At 71.9% G+C, this 24521-nt stretch carries 23 protein-coding genes; 7 read left to right on the top strand and 16 right to left on the bottom strand.

The window, feature by feature from the left end; all coding sequences use genetic code 11:
* Positions 1 to 72 precede the first annotated feature (72 nt).
* The 5 genes from ACFVWW_RS22215 to infC form a co-directional block, all read right to left on the bottom strand.
* A complete protein-coding gene (locus ACFVWW_RS22215) occupies positions 73 to 1185 on the bottom strand; it encodes an ATP-binding protein (RefSeq protein WP_384185411.1) in 1113 nt (370 codons plus the stop codon).
* Between the two features lie 83 nt (positions 1186 to 1268).
* Positions 1269 to 2108, bottom strand: a complete 840-nt coding sequence (locus ACFVWW_RS22210; RefSeq protein ID WP_384185408.1) for a TrmH family RNA methyltransferase — start codon at positions 2106 to 2108, stop codon at positions 1269 to 1271.
* Positions 2109 to 2279: 171 nt separating this feature from the next.
* The gene (rplT, locus tag ACFVWW_RS22205) at positions 2280 to 2666 is read right to left on the bottom strand and encodes a 50S ribosomal protein L20 (protein ID WP_114626556.1); all 387 of its coding nucleotides are present in this window, start codon (positions 2664 to 2666) and stop codon (positions 2280 to 2282) included.
* A gap of 104 nt (positions 2667 to 2770) precedes the next feature.
* Complete coding sequence (rpmI, locus tag ACFVWW_RS22200) at positions 2771 to 2965, bottom strand: 50S ribosomal protein L35 (RefSeq protein WP_046504486.1); 195 nt, start codon at positions 2963 to 2965, stop codon at positions 2771 to 2773.
* 124 nt (positions 2966 to 3089) lie between these two features.
* The gene (infC, locus tag ACFVWW_RS22195; protein WP_384185404.1) at positions 3090 to 3776 is read right to left on the bottom strand and encodes a translation initiation factor IF-3; all 687 of its coding nucleotides are present in this window, start codon (positions 3774 to 3776) and stop codon (positions 3090 to 3092) included.
* Between the two features lie 351 nt (positions 3777 to 4127).
* On the opposite strand from infC, the gene ACFVWW_RS22190 reads away from it, so the two are divergent.
* Entirely contained in the window at positions 4128 to 4490 is a 363-nt protein-coding gene (locus ACFVWW_RS22190) for a DUF1844 domain-containing protein (RefSeq protein WP_384185402.1), read from the top strand.
* Between the two features lie 42 nt (positions 4491 to 4532).
* Here ACFVWW_RS22190 and ACFVWW_RS22185 read toward each other — a convergent pair whose 3' ends face one another.
* Positions 4533 to 5264, bottom strand: coding sequence for an SseB family protein (locus tag ACFVWW_RS22185; RefSeq protein ID WP_386878731.1), 732 nt, complete (start codon positions 5262 to 5264; stop codon positions 4533 to 4535).
* A 92-nt stretch (positions 5265 to 5356) separates the two neighbouring features.
* On the opposite strand from ACFVWW_RS22185, the gene ACFVWW_RS22180 reads away from it, so the two are divergent.
* Entirely contained in the window at positions 5357 to 5992 is a 636-nt protein-coding gene (locus tag ACFVWW_RS22180) for a serine hydrolase (protein WP_386878730.1), read from the top strand.
* Here ACFVWW_RS22180 and mycP read toward each other — a convergent pair.
* Together mycP and ACFVWW_RS22170 are read right to left on the bottom strand one after the other, a co-directional pair.
* A complete protein-coding gene (gene mycP / locus ACFVWW_RS22175; RefSeq protein ID WP_386878729.1) occupies positions 5967 to 7199 on the bottom strand; it encodes a type VII secretion-associated serine protease mycosin in 1233 nt (410 codons plus the stop codon). The two genes, ACFVWW_RS22180 and mycP, sit on opposite strands and share 26 nt — an antisense overlap.
* A gap of 14 nt (positions 7200 to 7213) precedes the next feature.
* Complete coding sequence (locus tag ACFVWW_RS22170; RefSeq protein ID WP_386878728.1) at positions 7214 to 8023, bottom strand: hypothetical protein; 810 nt, start codon at positions 8021 to 8023, stop codon at positions 7214 to 7216.
* Positions 8024 to 8699: 676 nt separating this feature from the next.
* On the opposite strand from ACFVWW_RS22170, the gene ACFVWW_RS22165 reads away from it, so the two are divergent.
* Entirely contained in the window at positions 8700 to 9902 is a 1203-nt protein-coding gene (locus tag ACFVWW_RS22165; RefSeq protein ID WP_384185388.1) for an amino acid deaminase/aldolase, read from the top strand.
* A 33-nt stretch (positions 9903 to 9935) separates the two neighbouring features.
* On the opposite strand, the gene ACFVWW_RS22160 is transcribed toward ACFVWW_RS22165, so the two are convergent.
* From ACFVWW_RS22160 to ACFVWW_RS22145, 4 genes are read right to left on the bottom strand one after another with little or no spacing between them, the layout of a single operon-like run.
* Positions 9936 to 10799, bottom strand: a complete 864-nt coding sequence (locus ACFVWW_RS22160; RefSeq protein WP_386878727.1) for a DUF2510 domain-containing protein — start codon at positions 10797 to 10799, stop codon at positions 9936 to 9938.
* A gap of 30 nt (positions 10800 to 10829) precedes the next feature.
* The gene (locus ACFVWW_RS22155) at positions 10830 to 11624 is read right to left on the bottom strand and encodes a 3-oxoacyl-ACP reductase (protein WP_384185384.1); all 795 of its coding nucleotides are present in this window, start codon (positions 11622 to 11624) and stop codon (positions 10830 to 10832) included.
* A gap of 6 nt (positions 11625 to 11630) precedes the next feature.
* Positions 11631 to 13007, bottom strand: coding sequence for an aldehyde dehydrogenase family protein (locus ACFVWW_RS22150; protein WP_384185382.1), 1377 nt, complete (start codon positions 13005 to 13007; stop codon positions 11631 to 11633).
* A gap of 8 nt (positions 13008 to 13015) precedes the next feature.
* On the bottom strand, positions 13016 to 14380 hold the full coding sequence (locus ACFVWW_RS22145) for a glutamine synthetase family protein (protein ID WP_386878726.1): 1365 nt from the start codon (positions 14378 to 14380) through the stop codon (positions 13016 to 13018).
* Between the two features lie 78 nt (positions 14381 to 14458).
* Here ACFVWW_RS22145 and ACFVWW_RS22140 point away from each other — a divergent pair, with 78 nt between their 5' ends.
* The 3 genes from ACFVWW_RS22140 (at position 14459) to ACFVWW_RS22130 (ending at position 17555) form a co-directional block, all read left to right on the top strand.
* A complete protein-coding gene (locus ACFVWW_RS22140; protein ID WP_384330021.1) occupies positions 14459 to 15196 on the top strand; it encodes a FadR/GntR family transcriptional regulator in 738 nt (245 codons plus the stop codon).
* A gap of 140 nt (positions 15197 to 15336) precedes the next feature.
* Positions 15337 to 16806 (top strand): ethanolamine permease, encoded by a 1470-nt coding sequence (eat, locus tag ACFVWW_RS22135; RefSeq protein WP_384185374.1) that lies wholly within the window; start codon positions 15337 to 15339, stop codon positions 16804 to 16806.
* Positions 16807 to 16847: 41 nt separating this feature from the next.
* Positions 16848 to 17555, top strand: a complete 708-nt coding sequence (locus ACFVWW_RS22130; protein ID WP_386878725.1) for a gamma-glutamyl-gamma-aminobutyrate hydrolase family protein — start codon at positions 16848 to 16850, stop codon at positions 17553 to 17555.
* An 87-nt stretch (positions 17556 to 17642) separates the two neighbouring features.
* Here the strand turns inward: ACFVWW_RS22130 and ACFVWW_RS22125 are convergent, their stop codons facing one another.
* Positions 17643 to 18575, bottom strand: a complete 933-nt coding sequence (locus tag ACFVWW_RS22125; RefSeq protein ID WP_386878724.1) for a LysR family transcriptional regulator — start codon at positions 18573 to 18575, stop codon at positions 17643 to 17645.
* 70 nt (positions 18576 to 18645) lie between these two features.
* On the opposite strand from ACFVWW_RS22125, the gene ACFVWW_RS22120 reads away from it, so the two are divergent.
* Complete coding sequence (locus tag ACFVWW_RS22120; RefSeq protein WP_386878723.1) at positions 18646 to 19809, top strand: TDT family transporter; 1164 nt, start codon at positions 18646 to 18648, stop codon at positions 19807 to 19809.
* Positions 19810 to 19856: 47 nt separating this feature from the next.
* On the opposite strand, the gene ACFVWW_RS22115 is transcribed toward ACFVWW_RS22120, so the two are convergent.
* From ACFVWW_RS22115 to ACFVWW_RS22105, 3 genes are all read right to left on the bottom strand, one after another.
* Entirely contained in the window at positions 19857 to 20405 is a 549-nt protein-coding gene (locus tag ACFVWW_RS22115) for a helix-turn-helix domain-containing protein (protein WP_384185364.1), read from the bottom strand.
* A 225-nt stretch (positions 20406 to 20630) separates the two neighbouring features.
* Positions 20631 to 23258, bottom strand: coding sequence for an ABC transporter permease/substrate binding protein (locus tag ACFVWW_RS22110; protein ID WP_386878722.1), 2628 nt, complete (start codon positions 23256 to 23258; stop codon positions 20631 to 20633).
* On the bottom strand, positions 23251 to 24387 hold the full coding sequence (locus ACFVWW_RS22105; RefSeq protein WP_384185358.1) for a glycine betaine/L-proline ABC transporter ATP-binding protein: 1137 nt from the start codon (positions 24385 to 24387) through the stop codon (positions 23251 to 23253). Before ACFVWW_RS22105 ends, ACFVWW_RS22110 begins: the two co-directional genes overlap by 8 nt.
* Positions 24388 to 24521 lie beyond the last annotated feature (134 nt).

Raw genomic sequence — 24521 nt, 5'->3', positions numbered from 1 at the left:
ATCACCGAGGACGCAAAGGTGCCAAAGGTCGAGTCTAAAGGTCGTACGGAGGTGAAGTAGCCCGCGGGCCGCTCAGGTCAGATAGGCCGGAGCGCCGACGGGCAGGATAAACCGGAACCGGGCACCGCCGCCGGGTCCGCGGTCCACGGTGATCGTCCCGCCGTGCGCCTCGACGATGCCCTTGACGATATAGAGGCCGAGGCCGGTCCCGCCGCGCTTGCTCCCCCGCCAGAAGCGGGTGAAGACACGGCCCATCGACTCCTCGGGGATGCCGGGGCCTTCGTCGCACACGGTGACGGCCGTTCCCTTCTCGTCGTTCTTGGCGGGGGCGGGTGCCACCTCAATGGTGACGGTTCCCTCTCCGTGGCGCACCGCGTTTTCCAGCAGGTTGCTCAGGATCTGGTCGATCTTGTCGGGGTCCGCCCAGAGATCGGGCAGCGGCCGCCTGATCCGTACGAGGAAACGGTCCGGCGACTGCCCCGAGGCGGTGTGCGACTGGATGTGGCGGCCGACGGCCGTGGCGATGTCGACCGGCTGGCGGCGCACCTCCAGCCGGCCCGAGTCGATCCGGGAGATGTCCAGCAGCTCGGCGATCAGCCGGGTCACGCGGTTGGCGTCGGCGTCGACCGTCTCCAGCATCAGCTTCTTCTGGTCGTCGGTGAACCGCTCCCACTTGGCGAGCAGCGTCGCCGTGAACCCCTTCACCGAGGTCAGCGGGGAGCGCAGCTCATGGGCGACGGTCGCGATCAGCTCCGCGTGACTGCGCTCGGTGCGGCGCCGCGCCTCGGTGCCGCGGATGCAGATGACCAGCCGGCTGACGGGCCCGGTCGGATACGCGCGCACATAACGGGCGGAGACCAGGACCTCACGGCCGCCGGGCAGGAGCAGATTGCGCTCGGGCTGGCCGACCCGGGTGGCGAGCCCGCCGTACGGATCGGTCAGCGTCCACCAGCGGCGGCCCTTCAGGTCCTCCAGCGGCAGCGCCAGGTCGAGCGGCCGGCCGAGGGCGTCGGAGAGCGGTACGGCGGTGATACGGACGGCGGCCGCGTTGAAGCAGATCACCCGGCCGGTCTCGTCGGCGACGACCAGCCCGTCGGGGAGGTCGTCGGGGTCGATCCCGGACTCACCGGAGGCAGCAGGACCGGACCCCTGGACCGCGGCGGGCCTGCTCGTACCGACAGACATCCCCGTATCCCACCTCTTCCGCGTCGCTCAGTGGGCCCCCGAAAGCGCAACACTACTAGCTGAACGTGACGGAGCGGACCCCCTCAGCTCGTAGCGCGGACGCGCTGGGCGCGCGCCGAGGCGTAGAGACATACGGCTGCGGCGGTCGCGAGGTTCAGGCTCTCGGCCTTTCCGTGGATCGGCACCCGCACCACGGCGTCCGCGAGGGCGCGGGTCTCGGCCGGCAGCCCCCATGCCTCGTTGCCGAAGATCCAGGCGGTGGGGCCGCCCATGGTGCCCGCGTCCAGCTCGTCGTCCAGGTCGTTGTCGCCCGCGCCGTCGGCGGCGAGGATACGGACGCCCGCGTCCTGGAGCCCCTGGACGGCCTGTTCGACGGGGACACCGACGGCGACCGGCAGATGGAAGAGCGAACCGACCGACGCCCGGACCGACTTGGGGTTGTAGAGGTCGACGGAGGCATCGGTGAGGACGACGGCGTCGGCGCCCGCGGCGTCCGCGCAGCGCAGCACCGTACCGGCGTTCCCCGGGTCGCGGACATGCGCCAGGACGGCGACGAGCCGGGGGCGGGCCCGCAGGATGTCCTCGAACGGCGAGTCGAGGAAGCGGCAGACGCCCAGCAGTCCCTGAGGGGTGACGGTCTGGGACACCTCGGCGAGCACCGCGTCGGGCGCGAAGTGCACCCGGGCCCCGGTGGCGCGGGCCGCGTCGACGATGCCGGCGTACCGCTCGGCGGCGTCGGCGGTGGTGAACAGCTCGATCAGCGTGGGCTCCCCGTCGTGGCCGCGGTGGGCCACCGCTTCGCGTACGGCCTGCGGACCCTCGGCGATGAACCGGCGTTCCTTGCCGCGGAAGGCACGCTTGGCGAGCCTTCGCGCGGCCGTGACGCGCGGGGAGCGCGGGGAGATCAGCTCGGGGGTGCCCATGGGCTGCGGCTCTCACTTCTCGTACGGGGGAGGAACGGGTGGGACGGGGCGCGGGGCGCGGGGGAACGGGCCGGGCGGGGTGCGGGGCGGGCGGGTGCGGGGCGGAACGCACCGGACCCGCAGGCGTGGTGCCTGCGGGTCCGGCGGGAAAGGATGCGGTCCTGACGGAGGTCAGGCAGCGGCCTTCGGGGCGTTGACGTCGCTGGGGAGGGCCTTCTGGGCGACCTCGACGAGCGCGGCGAACGCGTTCGCGTCATTGACGGCCAGCTCGGCGAGGATCTTGCGGTCCACCTCGACGTTGGCGGCCTTCAGACCCTGGATGAAGCGGTTGTAGGTGATGCCGTTGGCGCGGGCAGCGGCGTTGATCCGCTGGATCCACAGCTGACGGAAGTCGCCCTTGCGCTTCTTGCGGTCGTTGTAGTTGTAAACGAGGGAGTGGGTGACCTGCTCCTTCGCCTTCCGGTACAGGCGCGAGCGCTGGCCGCGGTAACCGCTGGCCGCCTCGAGGATTGCCCGGCGCTTCTTGTGGGCGTTGACTGCCCGCTTGACGCGTGCCACGTGTTAACTCCTTGTAGCGGGGCCGTGGTCTGTACTCACACGGCCCGGAAACGAATATGGTCCCGGTCCTGATGCCGTGCCCCCGGTCACCGGGGGCGCCGACATCACTTGCCGAGAAGCTTCTTGATCTTCTTGGCGTCGCCCGGGGCCATCTCGGCGTTGCCGGTGAGGCGACGCGTCAGCTTGGACGACTTGTGCTCGAGCAGGTGGCGCTTGCCGGCCCGCTCGCGCAGCACCTTGCCGGAGCCGGTGATCTTGAAGCGCTTGCTGGCACCGCTGTGCGTCTTGTTCTTCGGCATAGCGCCGTTCTCTCCTCGTCAGTGGCGCTCCCTGCCGGCGGTGGGGCCGGCGCGCGGGAGCGTCAGATCTCTGGTGTGTGGTTCCGGACCGGAGCCGAGGGCGCCTGGCTGGCACCCCCTCGGATCACGCTTCGGAAGATGCCTCGGCCGGGGCTTCGGCAGCGGCCTCGGCCGGAGCCTCAGCCTCGGTGTCCGCCGACTCCTCGGTCGCGTAACCCTGACGCTCCGCCTTGCGGGCGGCCTGCGCCTCGCGGGCCTCGGCCATGGCTTCGGTCTTCTTCTTGTGCGGGCCAAGAACCATGATCATGTTCCGGCCGTCCTGCTTCGGGTTCGACTCGATGAAGCCGAGCTCCTCGACATCCGAAGCGAGACGCTGGAGCAGTCGGAAGCCGAGTTCGGGGCGGGACTGCTCACGACCACGGAACATGATCGTGATCTTGACCTTGTCGCCCTGCTTGAGGAACCGGACGACATGACCCTTCTTGGTGTCATAGTCGTGCGGGTCGATCTTCGGCCGGAGCTTCATCTCCTTGATGACCGTGTGCGCCTGGTTCTTACGCGCCTCACGGGCCTTCATGGCCGACTCGTACTTGAACTTCCCGTAGTCCATGAGCTTGCACACGGGCGGACGTGCGGTCGCCGCGACCTCGACCAGGTCAAGGTCGTACTCCTGCGCCAACTCCAGGGCCTTCGCAAGCGGCACGATGCCGACCTGCTCGCCGCTGGGGCCGACGAGTCGGACCTCGGGAACGCGAATCCGGTCGTTAATGCGGGGCTCGGCGCTGATGGATCCTCCTCGGTAGCACCACACGACTGTCTGGCAGACAGCCGCGTAACGTCTGTTTTCAGACCAACCGTGGCGGAACAAGAAAAATGCCCCGGACGGAACACAGGCAGGAGCTCCTCGAATACCGGAGCACCGCCGTGTACGTGCCACGGGGCGCATCGGGCGGCTCCATCGTCCGTACGGAACGATGGGGACCACCTGACCGGTGACCCGCCGCCCGAAAGAGGGCAGCCAGGTGGGAGATCGGAGCCTCCACTTGTGGGCCGGACACGCTCATGTCCAGCCGGTCGTCACTCCAGGTTAGCAGCTACCGCCCGAAGGAGCTAACCGACGGCGGGAGCGGGCCCCAGCCACCCGGGGCCTATCGTGTGGGGCATGAGTGACGCGACCTCCCCCCAGGACTCCCCCGACTTCGACTCCATGACCCGTGACATCGCGGAAGTCCCCGCCGTCGAGGTGATCGTCACGGTCGCGGTGAATCTGATGAGCGCGGCCGCCGTGAAGCTCGGCCTGACCGAGGACGGCGACGACCACAAGGACCTGGACGAGGCGCGCAAGCTGGTCCAGGCGCTGGCCGGGCTGCTGGACGCGAGCGTGACGGAGATCAGCTCGTTCCACGCGGCGCCGCTGCGCGACGGGCTGAAGTCGCTGCAGCTGGCGTTCCGAGAGGCGTCGGTCGTACCGGACGAGCCGGGGCAGGGTCCTGGCGAGAAGTACACGGGCCCGGTCTACGGCTGACCGCGGCGCACGGCCGTTCCACCGGCGCTTTACTCGCGGACTCTACTCGCGGACGAAAAGGGGCTCGCCGGGCGGCGTGGTCCCGGCCGGCAGCAGCGCCAGGTCGAGTCCGCGCACCAGGCGGGCCCGCAGTACGTCATCGGCCGCGAGCGACCCGGCGAGCCTGCGGGCCGCCTCGGCGGGGCTCGTGTCCGGCGCCAGGACGAGCGCGAGAGTGCCGTCCGCGCTGCCGGGACCGAGATGGGCGCGGCGCACCGCGGGCTCGGCCGCGACGGCGGACCGTACGGCCGCGACGACGGCGGGATCGTCGAGCGGATCGGTGCTGGTGCGGCCCTCGGCGGCGGCGAGCAGAGCGGCCCCGGTGAGCTGGTACGGGACAGGTCCCGCGAGGTCGAGCACGACGGTGTCCGCCTGCTCGTGAGCGGCCGCCTGGAGCGCCTGGTGCAGCGGTACGGCGACGGGGCGGGCCTCGGGATCCCAGCGGGCCAGCGCCGCGACGGACGTGAAGGCGGGCAGCGCGCGCCGGTCGCCGGCCCGGAGGGTCGGCACGGCCATGTCGCTGGTCTTCTCACGGCGCAGACCGTTCTCGTCCTCCTCCGTCTCGCCGAGGACGGCGACGACGGGGACCAGCAGCCGGGCGCCCTTGAGCGCCGCCAGGACCTGCCGCTCGGCCGACCGGTCCTCGGCCCAGGCGGCGAGGGCCGCCGTCAGCTCGGGATCGGCGGTGCCGTCGTCGTCGGAGAAGCCGGAGTCGGGGATGTTCTTGAGGGCCACGGGTCGAGCCTAGGGCCTGTCCTGTACAGAGCGCCGTCCGCCCCTGGGGCGGGGCTCAGACAGGGCCTGGGCTGTGGACGTACGGTCGTGGGGTGGATCTCTCGGTCGCGGCGTGCGACATGACCGGCCGGCGCGAGGTGGCGTACGGCGAGGACCGGACGTATGTCACCGCCAGCATCGTGAAGGTCGCCGTCCTGGCGGCGGTGCTGCTGCGGGCGCGGGACGCCGGACGGTGGCTGACGGCCGAGGAGGAGCGGCTCTCGGCGGCCATGATCGAGCGCAGCGACAACGACGCCGCCACCGCGCTGCGGGCCACGGCAGGCGGCGTGGCGGGGCTGGACGAGGCGCATGCGCGGCTGGGGATGACCCACACGTCGGCGGCGCCCGCCTGGGGGCTGACCCGGACCACCGCGCGCGATCAACTGACCCTGCTGAAGGCGGTGTTCGGCGCGCGTTCCGCGCTGGACGGGCGGGCGCGCCGCTATCTGGCGGGGCTGATGGGGCGGGTGGTGCCGGGGCAGGACTGGGGCGTGTCCGCGGCGGGCGACGGCTGGGCGCTGAAGAACGGATGGCTGCCGAGAGACGGGAGCGGGCTGTGGGTGGTGCATTCGGTGGGGCGGGTGCGTGGCTGTCTGGTCGCGGTGCTGTCCGACGGGCATGCGTCGCGGGAGGAGGGGATCGCGCGGGTCGAGGAGGCCGCGGTCAGCGCCGTACGCCGGATCGTCTGACGCCGCCGCGCCACAGCGCCACCGCGCCCGCCAGCAGCAGGGCGCCGGCCCCGCCCGCCGCCGGGGCGAGCCAGGCGGCCGGTTCCGGCTCCTCGCGCGGGACGTCGGGACCGCTGCCGAAGTACTTCTTGCCGTAGCCGGATCCGGCGGCTTCGCTCGTCGCGTCCGTACGGCGCAGTTTCCCCCCTGCCTCGATCGCGGCGGCCGGGTCGACCAGGCCGTAGCCCTTGGCGTCGTCGTGGCCGTCCTTCGGGGCGTCGCGCGCGGTGTCCGCGAGGAGCTTCTTGATCTGCGCGGGGGTGAGGTCGGGGTGGGCGGAGCGTACGAGGGCGACGGCGCCGGAGACGAACGCGGCGGCGGCGCTGGTCCCCCAGCCCTCGTAGTAGCCGCGGTCGGGGTCGGCGATGACGACATCGACGCCGGGGGCGCTGACGGTGGCGTACCAGCGACGGGTGGAGAAGGCGGCGTGGGTGCCGTAGCGGTCGACGGCCGTCACCGCGATCACCCCGGGGTAGGCCGCGGGGTACGAGATGTGGTCGCCCTTCTCGCCGCCGTTGCCGGCCGAGGCGACGACGACGGCGCCCTTGGCCAGGGCGTACTGGACGGCCGCGTCCTCGCCCGGTTCCGGATGGGCCGACTCGCTGTCGTCGCCGAGGGAGAGATTGATGACGTCGGCGCCGTTGTCGGCGGCCCAGCGGATGCCTTCGGCGAGGGCGCCGCCCCGGGAGGTACGGGCCTTGGAGCGGGCCGGGTCGGTGCCTTCGAGGATGACCCGGACGGGGAGGATCTTCGCCTCGGGCGCGATACCGAGGACTCCCTCGGAGCGGTCGGACCCGTGACCGTGGCCCGCGATGATGCCGGCCATGGCGGTGCCGTGCCGGGCCCAGGCCCGGTCGCCGCCGGCGGCGCCGAAGCCTATGAGGTCCTTGCCGGGCAGCACCTGGCCCGCGAGGTCGGGATGAGTGTCGTCGACGCCGGTGTCGAGGACCGCGACCGTGACGCCGGTGCCCTGCGCGGTGCGCCAGGCCTGTTCGGTGTGCAGGGCTTCGAGGGCCCACTGCTGGGCACGGATCGCGTCGGCGTGCGCGGGGGTGGCGGGCACGAGCAGGAAGGACGTGGCGGCGAGCGCGACGGCGATGCGGTGAGCGCGCCGCGAGGCCCTCGGCGTACTCGGTGCACTCGGTGCACTCGGTGCACTCGGGCTCATGGGGGCCCTCGACGTCATCGCGGCACCACCGTGCGCGCGCTGATGGTCGTGCGCAGCCCTCGCTCGATACGGTCCGCCACGCCCTTCGCGTCATGGCCGAGGCCGGCCTGCGCGGGTGCGGTCGTGGCCCGGGCGGCGGTGGCCTTGCCGACGGGCTGGGGAGTGGTGACGGCACGTCCGTCGGCGAAGCCGGAGACGGCGTACACGACGACGGGCGCCTCGGTGAGGACGTTCACCGTCCAGCTCGCGCGCTGGGCGTCACCGAATCCGGCGGCGACCGTGCCCTTGACGGGAAAGGTGCGGGGCATGAGATCGGCGCGTTCTGCGAGCTTCTCGTCCCGGAAGCGGGTGCGCAGGGCGTCCATCCCGGTGGCGTCGCCCCGGGTGAAGACGAGCCCGACCGTGGTGACGCTGCTGGAGGTGGCGTCGGCGTACGTCGCGCGCAGCACCCGCCCGCAGCCGACCGGGCGCAGCGTGCCCAGCAGCAGGGGGTCGAGGGCGCCGGCGCAGCCGCTGTCGGGCGCCACGCCTATCCGGGTCCATTCACGGTCCGCGCCGCCGGGCCCCGCGCCGTCCCCCGTGAGGGTGCGCGGAAAGAGCGTGTCGACGGGGACGCTGTGCCAGAGGGTGCGTGCCGTGGTGTATCCGTCGCGGACGGCGGGCTCGGCGGCGGAGTTCCCGGTCAGCCAGCTGCCGGTGGCGGCGCCGCCGATCAGGCCGAGTCCGAGTACGGCGCAGGCCAGGGCGGCGACCGTCCTGGCGGGGCGCCGGGCGGGCACGGGCCGCAGCCGGGTGGTGGTCTCCGCGGGGGTCTCGGGAGGCACCCCGCCCCAGGAGTACCCCGGCGCCGGGCGTCCAGGACCGGCCGGATGTACGGGACCGGCCGGGTGTCCAGGGTGGGCCGGTCGTACGGGGGGCGCGGGCGGCAGCACGGGCCCCGGGGGCACGGGCCGCAGCCGCGTGGTGGTCTCGGCGGGCGACGGCTCCGCGGATCGTGCCGGCGGCACGGACGGCCCCGGCGGCACAGGGCGCAGCCGCATGGTGGTCTCGGCCGCCGGTGGAGGACCGGCCGGCGGAGGGCCGGGCGGTGGCGGAGGTATCCGCGGGCGTCCGGGCGAAGGAAGCGGGGGCCCGGTATCGCGGGACGCGGTCGCGCGCGGGGCGCCCGTCGAGGCGTCTCCCGGCCGGTCGGCCGAGGCGTCCTTCGAGGCGTCAGGCCCCGTCGCGGCGGGCACGGAAGGGGGTGTTGTGGGGCGGGGCGGTACGGGAGCGCGTCGTGCTTCGGTGCTCATCCGTCCCCCTGTCCCGCCTGTACAGACCGATCCACGCACGCCGATCCATCGCACGCCGATCCGCCGTACGGGACAGGCCCGTTCGTCGCCGCGTGTGGTCACTCTACGGGCTGGAGCGGGCCCGGCGGGAACGAGACCGGAGGCCCGGGTGGATCTGCCCAGATCATCCCCCCTACCGTTCGGTAATCGTGTCTGGCAGGCTCTGGCCATGACTCCGCGCGCCACTGACCGGGCCCGGTACGACCGGGCCACCGCTCATCTCGACGCCCCGCTCGCCCTCGTCGATCTCGACGCGTTCGACGCCAACGCCGACGATCTCGTCCGGCGGGCCGCGGGCAAACCGGTCCGGGTGGCGAGCAAGTCGGTGCGCTGCCGGACCCTGCTGGAGCGGGTGCTGGCGCGCGAGGGCTTCGCGGGGATCATGTCGTTCACGCTGGCGGAGTCGCTGTGGCTGGCGCGGGCCGGGTTCGACGACGTACTCCTCGCCTATCCGTCGGCGGACCGCGCCGCCTACGCGGAGCTCGCCGCCGACCCCGAGCTCGCCGCCGCCGTCACCGTGATGGCCGACGACCCGGCGCAGCTCGATCTCATCGACGCGTCGCGCGCCGGCGGCCGCGAGGAGATCCGGGTCTGTCTTGAACTCGACACGTCCTTGCGGCTGTTCGGCGGGCGGGTACGGGTCGGCGCCCTGCGCTCCCCGTTGCGCGAGCCCGCCCAGCTGGCCGAGCTGGCCAGGTCGGTCGCCCGGCGCCCCGGCTTCCGGCTGGTCGGGCTGATGGCGTACGAAGGCCATGTGGCGGGTGTCGGGGACGCCCTGGCCGGCCGGCCGCTGCGGTCGCGGGCGATCCGGCTGATGCAGTCCGCCGCCCGCCGGGAGCTGGCCGAGCGGCGAGCGGCGGTGGTGCGGGCGGTACGGGCCGTGGCGCCGGAACTGGAGTTCGTCAACGGCGGCGGTACGGGCAGCGTGCAGCACACGGCCGCCGAGGAGGCGGTGACGGAGATCGCCGCGGGCTCGGGGCTGTATGTGCCGCGGCTGTTCGACAACTACACGTCCTTCACGGGCCGTCCGGCGGCGCTGTTCGCCCAGCCCGTGGTGCGCAGGCCGGGCGTCGGGGTGGTGACGGTGCTCGGGGGCGGCTATCCGGCGTCGGGGGCGGCGGGCCGGGACCGGCTGCCCGTTCCATATCTGCCGGAGGGGCTGCGCTACGACGGGCAGGAGGGCCCCGGCGAGGTGCAGACCCCGCTGCTGGGCTCAGCCGCCGACGATCTGCTGATCGGCGACAAGGTGTGGTTCCGGCATGCCAAGGCCGGTGAGATGTGCGAGCGCTTCGACACCTTGCGGCTGGTGGAGGGCGACCGCGTGGTGGCGTCCGTACCGACCTACCGGGGCGAGGGCCGTACGTTCCTCTGAGGTCCTGGCCCCGCCGGGTCGAGCCCAGCAGGGTCAGGGGCCGATGGAGCTGCCGACGCCGCCCGAGACGTCGCCGATCGGACGGATCCCCTTGGTGATCTTGTCCATCCCGCCGACCGGCGGCCCCGCGGGGCCCGCGTCGAAGGCGAAGCGCACGATGACCAGCGACTCCGTGCCGATGGTCGAGGGAAAGACCAGCGACTGGACATAGCCGCCGGGCCCGACCCCCGTGGTGACCTGCCACCGCACCAGATACCCGGTGCGGCCCGCGACCACGGCTGGCTCGGACCTGAGCTCCTTGTGGGACTCGATGCCGCCGTAGAAGTTGTTGCCGACGCTGTCCTCCTCGTACGCGGCGTCGGCCGCGAGGGAGATGTCCTCCTTGGCCAGCGCCTCGGCGGAGGCCGCGTCGGTCCCGCCGGCGCTACGGGTCGTCACCGTGCCCGCGTGGCAGCGCATCCCGGCGTCGCCCGGGCACTCGTAGGTGTCCGCCACCGACATGGTGACGCCGCCGCCGAAGCCGCCGACCGGCCGCTCCCAGCCGTCCGGGATCGGCAGGGTGATGCCGTTCAGCTGATCGGTGAGGACGGTCGGGTCCTCGCTGGGTTCCGGGTCGGCTGTCGCGCTGTCGCTGTCCTCCGGCGTGGAGGGCAGGGGCGCGCCGCTCTGCCGGGCCGGCGGCCGGGTTCCGGGATCGTCGTCACCGAGCACGACGACTCCGGCGGCTGTCGCCGCGGCGAGGACGACACCGGCGGCGACGACCACGAGCGGACCGCGCCGCCGACGGCGACCGCCCGGCGCCCGGGTGTGCCCGGTCCAGGCGGTCCCGTCCCACCAGCGTTCGGTGGCCGGGGCGCCCGGATCGGGATACCAGCCTGGCGGTGTTGTCATGCTCATCAGCCCACCCTAATGGGCAGGCCAATGCACCTACATGGGGGTGACGTACGCCCCCGAGATGCCGCCGTCGACCAGGAAGTCCGATGCGTTCACGAAGGACGAGTCGTCGCTCGCGAGGAAGGCGACGGCCGCCGCGATCTCGTCCGCCTCGGCGAACCGTCCCACCGGGATGTGCACCAGCCGGCGCGCGGCCCGCTCCGGGTCCTTGGCGAACAGCTCCCGCAGCAGCGGGGTGTTGACCGGCCCCGGGCACAGCGCGTTCACCCGGATCCCCTCCCGGGCGAACTGCACCCCCAGTTCACGGGACATCGCGAGCACCCCGCCCTTGGACGCGGTGTACGAGATCTGCGAGGTCGCCGCCCCCATCCTGGCCACGAAGGACGCGGTGTTGATGATCGAGCCCCGGCCCTGGCGCTGCATGTAGGGGATGGCAGCCTTGCAGCAGAGGTAGACCGAGGTGAGGTTGACCTCCTGGACCCGCTGCCATGCCTCAAGGCCGGTGGTGAGGATCGAGTCGTCGTCGGGCGGTGAGATACCCGCGTTGTTGAAGGCGATGTCGACGCTGCCGTAGGTCTCGTACGCGGTCCTGAACAGCGCGTCGACCTCGTCGGCGTCGGTGACGTCGACGCGTACGAAGGTGCCGCCGGCCTGTTCGGCCGCGGCCTTGCCCGCGGTCTCGTCGATGTCGCCGCAGACGACGTGCGCGCCCTCGGAGGCGAGCCGGCGCGCGGTGGCCAGGCCGATGCCGCTGCCGGCTCCGGTGATGACGGCGGTGCGGCCGGCCAGCCGGCGGCAGACGAAGGGGTCGGTCAGGGGGGCGGTCATGGTCGCTCAGGCCTCCGTGCTGATGAAGACGTTCTTGGTTTCGGTGAAGGCGGCGAGGGCGTCGGGGCCCAGTTCGCGGCCGAGTCCGGACTGTTTGTAGCCGCCGAACGGTGTCCCGTAGCGGACGCTGCTGTGGGAGTTGACGGACAGATTGCCCGCGGCGACGGCGCGCGAGACCCGCAGGGCGCGGCCCACGTCGCGGGTCCAGATCGACCCGGCGAGGCCGTAGTCGGTGGCGTTGGCGAGCCGGACCGCGTCCTCCTCGTCGTCGAAGGGGAGGACGACGGCGACCGGTCCGAAGATCTCCTCGGTGGCGGCCGGGGAGTCGGCGGCGGCGTCGGTGAGGACGGTCGGCGGGAACCAGAAGCCGGGGCCCCGGGGGGCGACGCCGCGGATGCCCTTCGCGCCCTGGGGGACGTAGGACCGTACGCGCTCCAGCTGGACGGCCGAGATCAGCGGGCCCATCTGGGTCCGCTCGTCGGACGGGTCGCCGACGACGACCGACTCGACGGCGGGGGCGAGCAGTTCCAGGAACCGGTCGTGGACCTCCCGCTGGACGAGGATGCGGGTACGGGCGCAGCAGTCCTGGCCGGAGTTGTCGAGGAAGGCCATCGGCGCCGTGGCGGCGGCCTGTTCGAGATCGGAGTCGGCGAAGACAATGTTGGGGCTCTTGCCGCCGAGTTCGAGGGTCACGCGCTTCACCAGCGCGGCGCTCTTCGCCATGATCCGCTTGCCGACCAGGGTGGATCCGGTGAACACGATCTTGGCGACGCCCGGGTGCTCGACCAGGGCGTTGCCCGCCACCTCGCCGGCGCCGGGCAGGACCTGGAAGAGATGCTCGGGAAGCCCTGCCTCCAGGGCGAGTTCGGCCAGTCGGAGGGCGGTGAGCGGGGTGGTCTCCGCGGGCTTGAGGATGACCGCGTTGCCGGCCGCGAGGGCGGGGGCGGTGCCCCAGGCGGCGATCGGCATGGGGAAGTTCCAGGGCGCGATCACCCCGACGACGCCGAGCGGTTCCAGGAGGGTGATGTCGAGTCCGCCGGCGACCGGGATCTGCCGGCCGCTCAGCCGCTCCACTCCCCCGGCGGAGTAGTCCAGGAGATCGCGGACATTGCCGGCCTCCCAGCGGGCGTTGCCGATCGTGTGGCCCGCCTCGCGGACCTCCAGTCCCGCCAGTTCCTCGGTGTGCCCGTCGACCACGGAGGCGAAGCGGCGCAGCAGCCGTGCGCGGTCGGCGGGGGCGGCGGCCGCCCAGCCGCGCTGGGCCGCCGCGGCCCGTACGACCGCGGCGTCGACCTGCTCCGTAGTGGTCGCCGCGATCGTCGCGATGACCTCGCCGGTGGCGGGGTTGAGGATCTGATGTCCGGCTGTGCGGTGCTCGTGCACGTCGTTCCTCACAGGCGTTCGAAGGAGCGGCGAAGCTCCCAGTCGGTCACCGCGGCGTCGAAGGCCTCCACCTCGACGCGCGCCATATTGCGGTAGTGGGCGACGACTTCGTCGCCGAAGGCCGCGCGGGCGATGGGGCTGTTCTCCCAGAGCTCGGCGGCTTCGCGCAGGGTGGTGGGGACCTGCTCGTACCCGGCGCTGTAGGCGTTCCCCGCGCATGCCTCGGGGAGTTCCAGTTCGTTTTCTATGCCGTACAGCCCCGCGGCGACCAGGCCCGCGACGGCGAGGTGCGGATTGACGTCCCCGCCGGGCAGCCGGTTCTCGAAGCGCATGGACCGGCCGTGGCCGACGACCCGCAGCGAGCAGGTGCGGTTGTCGTAGCCCCAGGCGACGGCGGTGGGGGCGAAGGAGCCGGGCTGGAAGCGCTTGTACGAGTTGATGGTGGGCGCGTACAGCAGGGAGAAGTCGCGCAGCGCGGCGAGCTGGCCCGCCAGGAAGTGGCGCATGACGGGGGACATTCCGCCGGGGCCGTCCCCGGCCATGACGTTGGTGCCGTCCTCGTCCTGGAGCGAGAGATGGATGTGGCAGGAGTTGCCCTCCCGCTCGTTGTACTTGGCCATGAAGGTGAGCGAGACCCCCTCCTGGGAGGCGATCTCCTTCGCGCCGGTCTTGTAGACGGCGTGCTGGTCGCAGGTGACGAGCGCTTCGTCGTACTTGAAGGCGATCTCGTGCTGGCCGGGGTTGCACTCGCCCTTGGCGGACTCGACGGTCAGTCCCGCGGCGGCCATCTCGTTGCGGATCCGGCGCAGCAGGGGCTCGATACGGCCGGTGCCGAGGACGGAGTAGTCGACGTTGTACTGGTTGGCGGGGGTCAGGCCGCGGTAGTGGCTGTCCCAGGCCTGCTCGAAGGTGTCCCTGAAGACGATGAACTCCAGCTCCGTGCCCACGTGCGCGGTGTAGCCGTGCTCGGCGAGACGCTCCAGCTGGCGGCGCAGGATCTGGCGGGGCGCCGCGACGACGGGCGAGCCGTCGCTCCACGCGAGGTCGGCGATGAGCAGCGCCGTACCCTCGTTCCAGGGGATCCGGCGCAGGGTGGAGAGGTCGGGGCGCATGGCGAAGTCGCCGTAGCCGCGGTCCCAGGAGGACATCGCGTAGCCGTCGACGGTGTTCATCTCGGTGTCGACGGCGAGGAGGTAGTTGCATCCCTCGCTGCCGTGTTCCAGGACGTCTTCGAGGAAGAAGGGCGCGGCGAACCGCTTGCCCTGGAGCCGGCCCTGCATGTCGGGGAAGGCCAGGACGACCGTGTCGATCTCGCCGCTCTCCACGAGGATGCGAAGTTCCTCGACGCCGAGCGGGGGTGTGCGGTCTGCCACGGGATTACTCCTCCTTCGGTCAGCCGGAGGTCATAAGGTATTCCTGGAGACCTTTGGTTGGGAAGGGGAAACGGCGACATGGTGAAGAAGAACCTGCCGATGGACCCGCTGACTCCGGTGCTTCGGCCCGTGCGGGCGGGAAACGGTTTCGAGGAGGCCCTGGAGCAGATCCTCCAGGTGGTACGGCTCGGTCTGGTGGCCGGTGGCGAACGGCTGCCCGCCGAGCGGGAGTTGTCCGACCGGCTGCGGATCAGCCGGGTGACGCTCCGCGAGGTGCTCAAGGTCCTCCAGGACCAGGGACTGGTGGAGAGCCGGCGCGGCAGATACGGCGGGACGTTCGTACGGCCACGGCCCGGCGCCCCGGCCCAGGGCGCCGGGGAGGAGCTGCGGCGCCGGGTGGCGGGCGTGGACATGGAGGACATCCTGCGCTTCCGGGAGGTGCTGGAGGTCGGCGCGGCGGGGCTGTGCGCGGCGCACGGGCTGACCGGTGAGCAGTCGGAGCGGCTGCGGTCGGCGCTGGCCGCGACGCACGACGCACCGCTGACGGAGTACCGCAGGCTGGACACGCTGCTGCATCTCACGCTCGCCGAGCTGTCCGGCTCCGCGACCCTGGCCGCGCAGTACGCGGCCGTGCGGGCGACGGCGAACGACCTGCTGGACTGCATCCCGCTGCTCGTACGGAATCTGGAGCACTCACAGCGGCAGCACACCGCGCTGGTCGGGGCGGTGCTGGACGGGGACGCGGACGGGGCGCGGGAGATAGCGCGCGAACACTGCGGCGGCACGGCCGCGCTGCTGCGGGGCTTTCTCACCTGAGAGCCGGTCGGATGACCTCTGAGGGCGGGGCGGGCCGCGGCGCCCATCCGTAACAGCCGTTTAACGCAGGGGGCTTGCGCACAGCTGTTCCGGCGGCAATGGTATGGCCTCACTCCATTACCCCGAGGCAGGAGCTGCTCATGTCCGACGGCACCGACTCGCGCGTCCCACCCCCCGCGGCGGCCGAAGGCGCCGCTCCGCCGGACGCCGACTATCTGAAGCGGCGCACGCTGCGCCGTGGCAGCGCCGGCTGGCTGCTGCTCACCGGTCTCGGCGTCGCCTATGTCGTCTCCGGGGACTTCTCGGGCTGGAACATCGGTCTCTCCGAGGGCGGCTTCGGCGGCCTCGCCATCGCCACGCTGCTCATGGGCGTGATGTACGCCTGTCTGGTCTTCTCGCTCGCCGAGCTGTCCGCCATCCTGCCCACCGCGGGCGGTGGTTATGGCTTCGCCCGGCGCGCTCTCGGCACCTGGGGCGGCTTCCTCACCGGTACGGCCATCCTCATCGAGTACATCCTCGCGCCGGCCGCGATCTCCATCTTCATCGGCGACTATGTCGAGTCGCTCAACCTCTTCGGGCTGACGGCCGGCTGGCCGGTCTATCTGGCCTGCTTCGCGATCTTCATCGGGATCCATCTCTGGGGCGTCGGCGAGGCGCTGCGCTTCAGTCTGGTGGTGACGGCCGTCGCGGTGGCGGCACTGCTGATCTTCGCGGTCGGCGCCTTCACCGAGTTCGACGCGAGCGGCCTCAACGACATCCCCGTCGACCAGGACGCGTTCGGCTCGGGCTCCTGGCTGCCGTACGGCGTGCTGGGCATCTGGGCGGCCTTCCCGTTCGGCATGTGGTTCTTCCTCGGTGTGGAGGGTGTGCCGCTGGCCGCCGAGGAGGCCAAGGACCCGGTGCGGTCGATGCCCAGGGCGCTGTCCATCTCCATGGGCGTGCTGGTGCTGCTCGCGCTGATCACCTTCTTCGCGGCGACCGGCGCGCGCGGCTCGGCCGCCGTGCAGGACGCGGGCAATCCGCTGGTGGTCGCGCTCCAGGGGGACGGCGATCCGACACCGCTGAGCCGGTTCGTGAACTACGCGGGTCTGGCCGGTCTCGTCGCCTCCTTCTTCTCCCTCATCTACGCCGGATCCCGGCAGCTGTTCGCGCTCTCCCGCGCCGGCTATCTGCCCCGCTTCCTCTCCCTGACCAGCGGCCGCAAAGCCCCCTATCTGGGTCTGCTGATCCCGGGCGCGATCGGCTTCGCCCTCGCGGCGGGCAGCGGCGACGGCGGACGGATGCTGAATGTCGCGGTGTTCGGCGCCACCATCTCGTACGCCCTGATGGCCCTGTCCCATCTCGTGCTGCGCCGCCGCGAGCCGGGGCTGCCCCGCCCCTACCGCACGCCCGGCGGCATGCTCACCTCCGGCGTGGCGTTCGTGCTGGCCCTGTCCGCGCTGGTCGCGACCTTCCTGGTGGACAAGGACGCGGCATTCATCGCACTCGGCGTCTATGTCGTCGCACTCGCGTACTTCACCTTCTACAGTCGGCACCGGCTGGTCGCGGCCGCCCCCGAGGAGGAGTTCGCGGCGCTGGCCGCGGCCGAGGCCGAACTCGAACGCGACTGACCGAAGCCGAAGCCCGCACGAGAACGACGGAGGACCGATCTGTGAAGCCGCTCATCGGCGTCAGCACCTATCTGGAGGCGTCCGCCGCCTGGGGTGTCTGGAATCTGCCCGCGGCGCTGCTGCCGGCCGGCTATCCCCGGCTGGTCCAGCGGGCCGGCGGGCTGGCCGTGATGCTCCCGCCGGACGACCCGGCCTCGGCGGCCGCGGTGGTGGCGCGGCTCGACGGGGTGGTGATCGCGGGCGGCCCGGACGTGGAGCCCGTACGGTACGGAGCCGAGCCGCACCCCCGCACCGGACCGCCGGCCCGGGAGCGGGACGCCTGGGAACTCGCCCTGATCGAGGCCGCCCTGGCGTCCGGCACCCCGCTGCTGGGGATCTGCCGGGGGATGCAGCTGCTCAATGTGGCGTTGGGCGGGACGCTCCTCCAGCATGTGGAGGGGCACACCTCGCCGGTCACCGGCACCTTCGGCGAGCATCCGGTGAAACCGGTGCCGGGCACCCGCTACGGCGATCTGGTGCCGGAGGAGTCCGCGGTGCCGACGCACCACCATCAGACGGTCGACCGGCTCGGTACGGGGCTGACCGTGTCCGCGTTCGCGGCGGACGGCACGGTCGAGGCGGTCGAACTGCCTGACCCGCGATGGGCGCTGGGCGTCCAGTGGCATCCGGAGATGGGCGAGGACACCCGGGTGATGGCCGCGCTGGTCCGGGCCACGCAGCTCCGGGCCGCTCCGGTCGGCGCCGCGTAGGCGTGTACGGCCCTGAGGTGCATACGGCTCTGAGGTGCGTACGGCCCTGATCCCTGCTGCCCGGGCCGTACGGAGGGCCGGTCGCCGTCAGCCGAGGGCCGCCCCGCGCGTCAGGGCCAGCAGGTCGCGGGCCGGGCCCGCCGGGCGGGTGCCGGCCGGCCAGACCGCGCGCAGGTCGCGGCGCAGCCGTACGCCCTCCACCGGCACCCTGACGAGCCGGCGGGCCGCCAGCTCCTCGCCGACCGCGAGCTCGCTGAGCACACAGGGCCCGGCCCCGCTGACCGCGGCGGCCTTCAGCGCGGTGGTGGAGGCCAGTTCGAGCAGCGGCTCGGCGAGACCGCCGTACGCGGCGAGCCCCGCGTCCAGCACCTGACGCGTGCCGGACCCGGGCTCGCGCAGGATCAGCGGGGTCCTGGCCAGCTCCGCGGGATCGAGCGGCGTGCCACGGCGGGCCCAGGGATGGCCGGGAGCGGCGACGAGGACCAGCCGGTCGTGCCCGATGACGGCGGAGTCGAGTCCGCCGGGCGCGGCCAGGCCCTCGACGAAGCCGAGGTCCGCCTCATGGGTGAGGAGCCGCTCCGCGACGGCGGCGGAGTTGCCCGCCCGCAGCGAGACGGCGGTGCCGGGACGGGCCCGGCGGAGCGCTATCAGCCAGCCGGGCAGCAGGTATTCGGCGATCGTCATGCTGGCCACGACGCGCAGCCGGGAGTCCCTGCGGTCGCGCAGCGCCTGCGCTCCCGCGTCGAACGCCTCGGCGGCCTCCACGACGCGCCGGGCCCAGTCGGTGACCAGGGTTCCGGCCTCGGTGAGCCGGGAGCCGCGGGGCGAGCGGTCCACCAGGGCCACCCCGAGCTGGCGTTCCATGGCCCGGATACGGCTGCTGGCGGCGGGCTGCGTGATGCCGGTCTCCCGGGCGGCCCGGCCGAGGCTGCCGAGGCGGGCGACGGCGAGCAGCAGCTCCAGCGCGCCGAGGTCGGGCACCCGGTGGGCGAGGGGGGCATCGACAGGCACGTCAGTCATAAGCTCAGGTTATGACCTCATAGGAACAATGGGGCTGGTGGGGGTCGTGCGGGGCCACGACAGTGGACGCATGGCCGCCCTCGCGCACTCCTCCGTGGACTCCTTCGCACGCGCTCCGGGCGCCGTCCCCGGGGTACGGCTGCCCCGGCTCCGGCAGCTCGGACCCAACTGGTACGCGACGGTGATGGGGACCGCGATCGTGGCGAGCGCGGGGGCCGGGCTCCCCCTGGACGTCCCCGCGCTGCGGCTGGCCTGGGTGGTGGTGTGGGGCCTGTCGGCGGTGCTGCTCGCCGTCGTGCTGACCGCGCGCGCCGGACACTGGCTGCACCACCGCGACCAGGCGCGCGCCCAGCTGCTCGACCCGGCGGTGGCGCCCTTCTACGGATGTATGGCGATGGCGCTGCTGGCCGTCGGAGCCGCCACCCTCACCGTGGGCCGGGACGTCCTCGGTGTGCGGGCCGCGGTGGCCGTGGACGCGGTGCTGTTCGGCGCGGGAACGCTCCTCGGGCTCGCGGTCGCCGTGACGATTCCGTATCTGATGGTCGTACGCCACCGGCTGGAACCGGCGGACGTGTCGCCGGTCTGGCTGCTGCCGGTGGTGACGCCGATGGTCTCGGCGGCGACAGGACCGCTGCTGGCGCCGCATCTGCCGGCGGGCCAGGGCCGCGCGGCGCTGGTCTTCGGCTGCTATGCGCTGTTCGGGGTGAGCCTGCTCGCCACGCTGATGATGCTGCCGCTGGTCTTCGGCCGGCTGGTGGTGCACGGCCCGCTGCCGCTCGCGCTGACCCCGGCGGTCTTTCTGGTCCTCGGCCCGCTGGGGCAGTCGACCACCGCGGTCAACCAGCTGGCCGACGCGGCGCCCACGGCGGTCGGTGGTCCGTACGCGCCCGCCCTGACGGCCTTCGCCGTGGTGTACGGGGTGCCGGTGATGGGGTTCGCGCTGCTGTGGCTGGCGTTCGCGACGGCCCTGGTGGTGCGTGCCGTCCGGCGAGGGATGCGGTTCACGATGACGTGGTGGGCCTTCACCTTCCCGGTCGGTACCTGCGTCACGGGGGCGGAGACGCTGGGGCGCCACACCGGTCTGGTCGCGCTGGAATGGCTCGCGGTGGGCCTGTTCGTACTACTGGTGACGGCCTGGGCGGTGGCCGGGTGGTGCACGCTGCGCGGACTGTTCGGCGGAGCGCTGCTCCCGGCGCCGCGGGTGCCCCGGCCGGCGATGGCCCGTACCGCCTGAGAAAACGTCCGTGCGGGGTTACGCCGGACGGGCCGCGGGACAGCCGGTCAGCGCCGGGGGTCGACGGTCGCGTCGATGTGTTCGGCGACGGCGACGACCAGGATGCGGGTGCCCGGCTCGGTGGCCCGCCAGCGGTGCCGTACGCCACCGGACAGATACAGGGTGTCGCCGCGCTCCAGGCGGTACGCCCGCCCCTCGGCCTCCACCTCCACGGCGCCGTCGGCGATGTACATCACCTCGTCGTTGCGGTGCTGGTACTCCCGGCCGGTGTCCTGCTCGCCGGTGAACTCCTTGGCGTTCAGCTGATGCCCGCCGCGCACCACCCGGCGGACCCCGGGACCGGCGTCGTCGGCCCGTACGACATCGACGGTGCGCGCCGAGTCGGCGGCCGCGTGCAGCGTGGCGGGGGTGGTTTCCAGGGCGTCGGCCACCCGCTCCAGCGAGCGGACGCTCGGCCGGGCCCGTTCGTTCTCGATCTGGCTGAGGAAGGGCACGGACAGTCCGCTGCGGGCGGCGACCGCCGCCAGGGTCAGGCCCAGGGACCTGCGCCGTCTGCGGACGGCCGCGCCCACCCTGAGCGCTTCCTTGTCGTCCATGACTGGGCTCCCTCCCGACCGGATCGTCATCTTCTCAGAGTTGACGCCGGTACAAGAGCTGTCCTGCCTCACCCGGTGCCGAACCCTCCGTCGGTACGAACACACGGTCGAGGAGGGCGGTGCGGCCCTCGGGTCAATGATGCGCGCCGCGGCGCCGGAGCGGAACGCGTGGAAGGGGTGGGCCTCGCCGCCGGCGACGCCCACCCCTTCCAGGGACGCTTCCCGCTACTGCGGGGCCATCGTGTCCGCGATGCCCGGATTCTCGTCCATCCAGGCCTTCACGGCCTCTTCCTCATGGCCCGCGCCGCGCTTCTGGATCTCGTTCTCCAGCCCGGCGAGCTGTTCCTCGCTCAGTGTGAAGTTCTTGAACCATTCGGTCAGCCGCGGGTAGTTCTCCGGGAAGTCCTTGTGCGCGACGGTGGTGATCCTGTCGCCCTCCCCGAAGCCCTTCTTGGGGTCCTTCAGCTTGGTCAGGTCGTACTCGCTGTAGGCCCAGTGCGGGGTCCACAGCATGACCGCGATCGGTTCCTTCTTCGCGTACGCCCGCTTCAGCTCGGCGAGCATGCCGGGTGTGGAGCTGTCGACGGCCTTGTACTCCTTGTCGAGCCCGTAGCCCGGCAGGACCGTGTCCTTGAGGATGTTCATGGTCTCGGTGCCGGGCTCGATCCCGACCACGCGGCCCTTGAACTCGTCCCCGCGCCCCTTAAGGTCGTCGAGGGAGTCGACGCCCTTCACGTACGAGGGGACGGCGATCTCCAGCGAGGTCGGGCCGTACCAGGACCCGAGATCGGTCAGGCTGTCGCGGTAGCGGTCCCAGTACCGCTTCTGGGTATTGGGCAGCCAGCCGTCGAACTGGACATCGATCTGACCACGGGACATCGCGGCGTACATCGGACCGACCTCGAACTGCTTGAGGTTCATCGTGTACCCGCGCTCCTCCAGGACGGCCTTCCACAGATAGGTGGCGGCGATGTCCTCCTCCCACGGGAACCACGCGACCTCGATCGGCCGCTCGCGCTCGTCCTTGCCGTTCGCGGCCTTGCCGGCCTTGGCGACCGGGGTCCACTTCTCGGCGACGCCGGGGTTCTTCTTGAGCCAGGCGCGGACCGCCTCCTGCTCCTTGCCCTTGCCGGACGTCTGGATCGTGGCCTCAAGGCTGGTGAGCTGCTTCTCGGTCATTTTGAAGTTCTTGAGCCACGAGGCGACCTGCGGGTTGTCTGAGGAGAAGCCCTTGCGGGCCAGCGTGTGGACGCCGTCGCTCTCCGCGCCGAAGGACTTCTTGGGGTCCGCCAGCTTCGTCAGGTCGTAATCGTTGTAGGCCCAGTGCGGCGACCAGAGCACGACGGCGATGGGTTCCTTCTTCGCGTACGCGCGCTTCAGCTCGGCGAGCATGCCGGACGTGGAGCCGTCGATGAGCTTGTACTCACTGTCGAGGCCGTACGCCTTGAGGACCTTGTCCTTGAGGAGGCCCATCTCGCCCGCGCTGGGCTCGATACCGACGATCCGGCCCTTGAAAGTGGAGCTCTTGCCCTTCAGGTCGGCCAGGGACTTGACGCCCTTCACGTACGAGGGCACGGAGATCTCCAGGGAGGTCTTGTCGTACCAGGCCCCCATGTCCTCCAGCTTGTCCTTGTACTTGGCCCAGTACGTGGCGTGGGTGACCGGCAGCCAGGAGTCGGTCTGGAGGTCGATCTGGCCGCTCGCCTGTCCGGTGTAGAGCGAGCCGGCCTCGTACTGCCTGGCGTCGACCTCGTAGCCGCGCCGCTCCAGCAGCTCCTTCCAGAGGAAGGTGGAGGCGATGCCCTCGTCCCAGGGGATGTATCCCATGCTGATCTTCTTGCCCTGGCCGACATTGCCGGAGCCGGAGGCGGTGTTGCCGGCCGGGGAGCCGCCGAACAGGCCGAGGCCTCCCGCGACGAGCGCGAGGACGACCACACCGGCGACGGCGACGACGGGCTGCGGACGGTGGTTCCAGATCTTCAGTCCGCCGGTCAGTTCCTTCGCCTTGGCCAGTGCGCGGCGGCCGACCGGGGACACCTGAAGGCTGAGCGCACCGGTGATCCGGTCCAGGTACACCGCCAGGATGACGACGGAGAGGCCCGCCTCGAAGCCGAGGCCGATGTCGATGTTGCCGAGCGCGCGGTAGACGGCGCCGCCGAGGCCGCCGCCGCCGACCATGCCGGCGATGACCACCATGGAGAGACCCAGCATGATGACCTGGTTGATACCGGCCATGATCGTCTGGAGGGCCAGCGGCAGCTGGACCCGCAGCAGGGTGTTGCGGGGGCTCGTACCGAACGCCTCGGCGGCCTCGACGAGCTCGCCGTCGACCTGGCGGATGCCGAGCTCGGTCATCCGGACCCCGGGCGGCAGGGCGAAGATGATCGTGGCGATGATGCCGGGCACGGCGCCGATACCGAAGAAGACGACGCCCGGGATCAGATAGACCATGGCGGGCATGGTCTGCATCAGGTCGAGCACCGGCCGGATGAGGGAGCTGACTGTCTTGGAGCGCGCGGCCCAGATGCCGAGCGGTATCGCGATGACCAGCACCACGATGGTCGCGACCAGCACCAGCGAGAGGGTCTCCATCGACTCGTCCCACAACTCGATGGAGTCGATCAGGGCGAAGCCGACGAAGGTGAGCACACCCGCGGAGAGGCCGCGCAGCCACCAGGCGAGAACGGCGAGGATACCGGCGAGGAGCAGCGGCTCAGGAGCGGAGAGCACCGCGTTGATGCCGTCGTACATGCCGGAGACGATCGAGCCGATCGCGTCGAACAGCCAGGCGAGATGGTTCTGGAGGAAGTCGACGGCACTGTCGACCCAGTCACCGAGCGGGAGCCTAGGCACGGGCCACCGCCTTGTCGACGGAGACCGGCGGCCTGACCGGGGCGTCGGCCACGGCCGCGGGCTTCATCGGCTCACCGAGGACGGCCAGCAGCCTGGCCCGTGGTACGACTCCGACGAGCTCGCCGTCGGAGTCGGTGACGGCGACGGGAACCCCGCTGGTGGAGCAGGGGGTGAACAGCTCGATGATCGGGGTGGACTCGGCCACGCTGGCGGGCGCGGCGGCGAGCACGTCCGCGGCGGTACGCAGCTCCTGGCCGTTGTCCGTCCGGGCGCCGAAGGCGGTCTCCGGGTCGGCCATGATCGCACCGGCGGTGAGCACCCGGGAGCGGTCGACGTCCTGGGTGAAGGAGGCGACGTAGTCGTTGGCCGGGGTGACGAGAATATCCTCGGCGCTGCCCATCTGGACGATCTCGCCGTCGCGCATGACCGCGATCCGGTCACCGAGGCGCATGGCCTCGTTGAGGTCGTGGGTGATGAACACGATGGTCTTCTTGAGCCGCTTCTGCAGCTGGAGCAGCTGATCCTGCATATCGCGGCGGATCAGCGGGTCGAGCGCGCTGAAGGACTCGTCCATCAGCAGCAGGTCGGCGTCGGTGGCGAGCGCGCGGGCCAGGCCGACACGCTGCTGCATGCCGCCCGAGAGCTCGTCGGGCCAGGACGCCTCCCAGCCGCCCAGGCCGGTCAGCTCCAGCGCCTCCGCAGCGCGCTTCTCCCGCTCCTGGCGGGGCACACCCTGGACCTCGAGCCCGTACCCGGCGTTCTCCAGAACGCTGCGGTGCGGGAAGAGGGCGAAGTGCTGGAACACCATGCTGATCTTGGTGGAGCGGACGTCGCGGAGCGCCTGCGGGCTCAGGGCGGTCAGGTCCTCGCCGTCGAAGAGCACCCGTCCCGAGGTCGGTTCGAGCAGCCCGTTGAGCATGCGCAGCAGGGTGGACTTGCCGGATCCCGACAGGCCCATCACGACGAATATCTGGCCGGGCTCGACCGAGAAGGTGGCGTCGATCACCGCCGCGGTTGTACCGTCGGTGCGGAGCTCGTCACGGTCGGTACCGCTTTCGAGCTTCGTCACGGCTTCATCGGGTCGTCTGCCGAATACCTTGTACAGGTGTTCGGCTTGCAGCCTGGACACATACACCTCGCGCGTTGAACGGAAAACGTCCCGCCACCCCCGCGGGCGGGCCGTGGAGCGGGACGGGTTCGGCCCGCTCGCCGGGCAGCGATGTAGAACACCGCGGCCCGGTCCGCTCCGGGTGCGCGCCTGCC

Origin of the sequence: Streptomyces sp. NPDC058198, assembly GCF_042882605.1 — a bacterium.
Lineage (GTDB): Bacteria > Actinomycetota > Actinomycetes > Streptomycetales > Streptomycetaceae > Streptomyces.
This window is presented reverse-complemented; position numbering and strand designations above follow the sequence as displayed.

Bases quoted from the DNA above. Each gene is read 5' to 3' on its own strand.
- ACFVWW_RS22125 (WP_386878724.1), bottom strand. From the start codon at position 18,575: ATGACTGACGTGCCTGTCGATGCCCCCCTCGCCCACCGGGTGCCCGAC.
- ACFVWW_RS22140 (WP_384330021.1), top strand. From the start codon at position 14,459: ATGGTGAAGAAGAACCTGCCGATGGACCCGCTGACTCCGGTGCTTCGG.
- eat (WP_384185374.1), top strand. From the start codon at position 15,337: ATGTCCGACGGCACCGACTCGCGCGTCCCACCCCCCGCGGCGGCCGAA.
- ACFVWW_RS22210 (WP_384185408.1), bottom strand. From the start codon at position 2,108: ATGGGCACCCCCGAGCTGATCTCCCCGCGCTCCCCGCGCGTCACGGCC.
- mycP (WP_386878729.1), bottom strand. From the start codon at position 7,199: ATGAGCCCGAGTGCACCGAGTGCACCGAGTGCACCGAGTACGCCGAGG.
- ACFVWW_RS22165 (WP_384185388.1), top strand. From the start codon at position 8,700: ATGACTCCGCGCGCCACTGACCGGGCCCGGTACGACCGGGCCACCGCT.
- ACFVWW_RS22155 (WP_384185384.1), bottom strand. From the start codon at position 11,624: ATGACCGCCCCCCTGACCGACCCCTTCGTCTGCCGCCGGCTGGCCGGC.
- ACFVWW_RS22120 (WP_386878723.1), top strand. From the start codon at position 18,646: ATGGCCGCCCTCGCGCACTCCTCCGTGGACTCCTTCGCACGCGCTCCG.
- ACFVWW_RS22115 (WP_384185364.1), bottom strand. From the start codon at position 20,405: ATGGACGACAAGGAAGCGCTCAGGGTGGGCGCGGCCGTCCGCAGACGG.
- ACFVWW_RS22215 (WP_384185411.1), bottom strand. From the start codon at position 1,185: ATGTCTGTCGGTACGAGCAGGCCCGCCGCGGTCCAGGGGTCCGGTCCT.
- ACFVWW_RS22190 (WP_384185402.1), top strand. From the start codon at position 4,128: ATGAGTGACGCGACCTCCCCCCAGGACTCCCCCGACTTCGACTCCATG.
- rpmI (WP_046504486.1), bottom strand. From the start codon at position 2,965: ATGCCGAAGAACAAGACGCACAGCGGTGCCAGCAAGCGCTTCAAGATC.
- ACFVWW_RS22160 (WP_386878727.1), bottom strand. From the start codon at position 10,799: ATGAGCATGACAACACCGCCAGGCTGGTATCCCGATCCGGGCGCCCCG.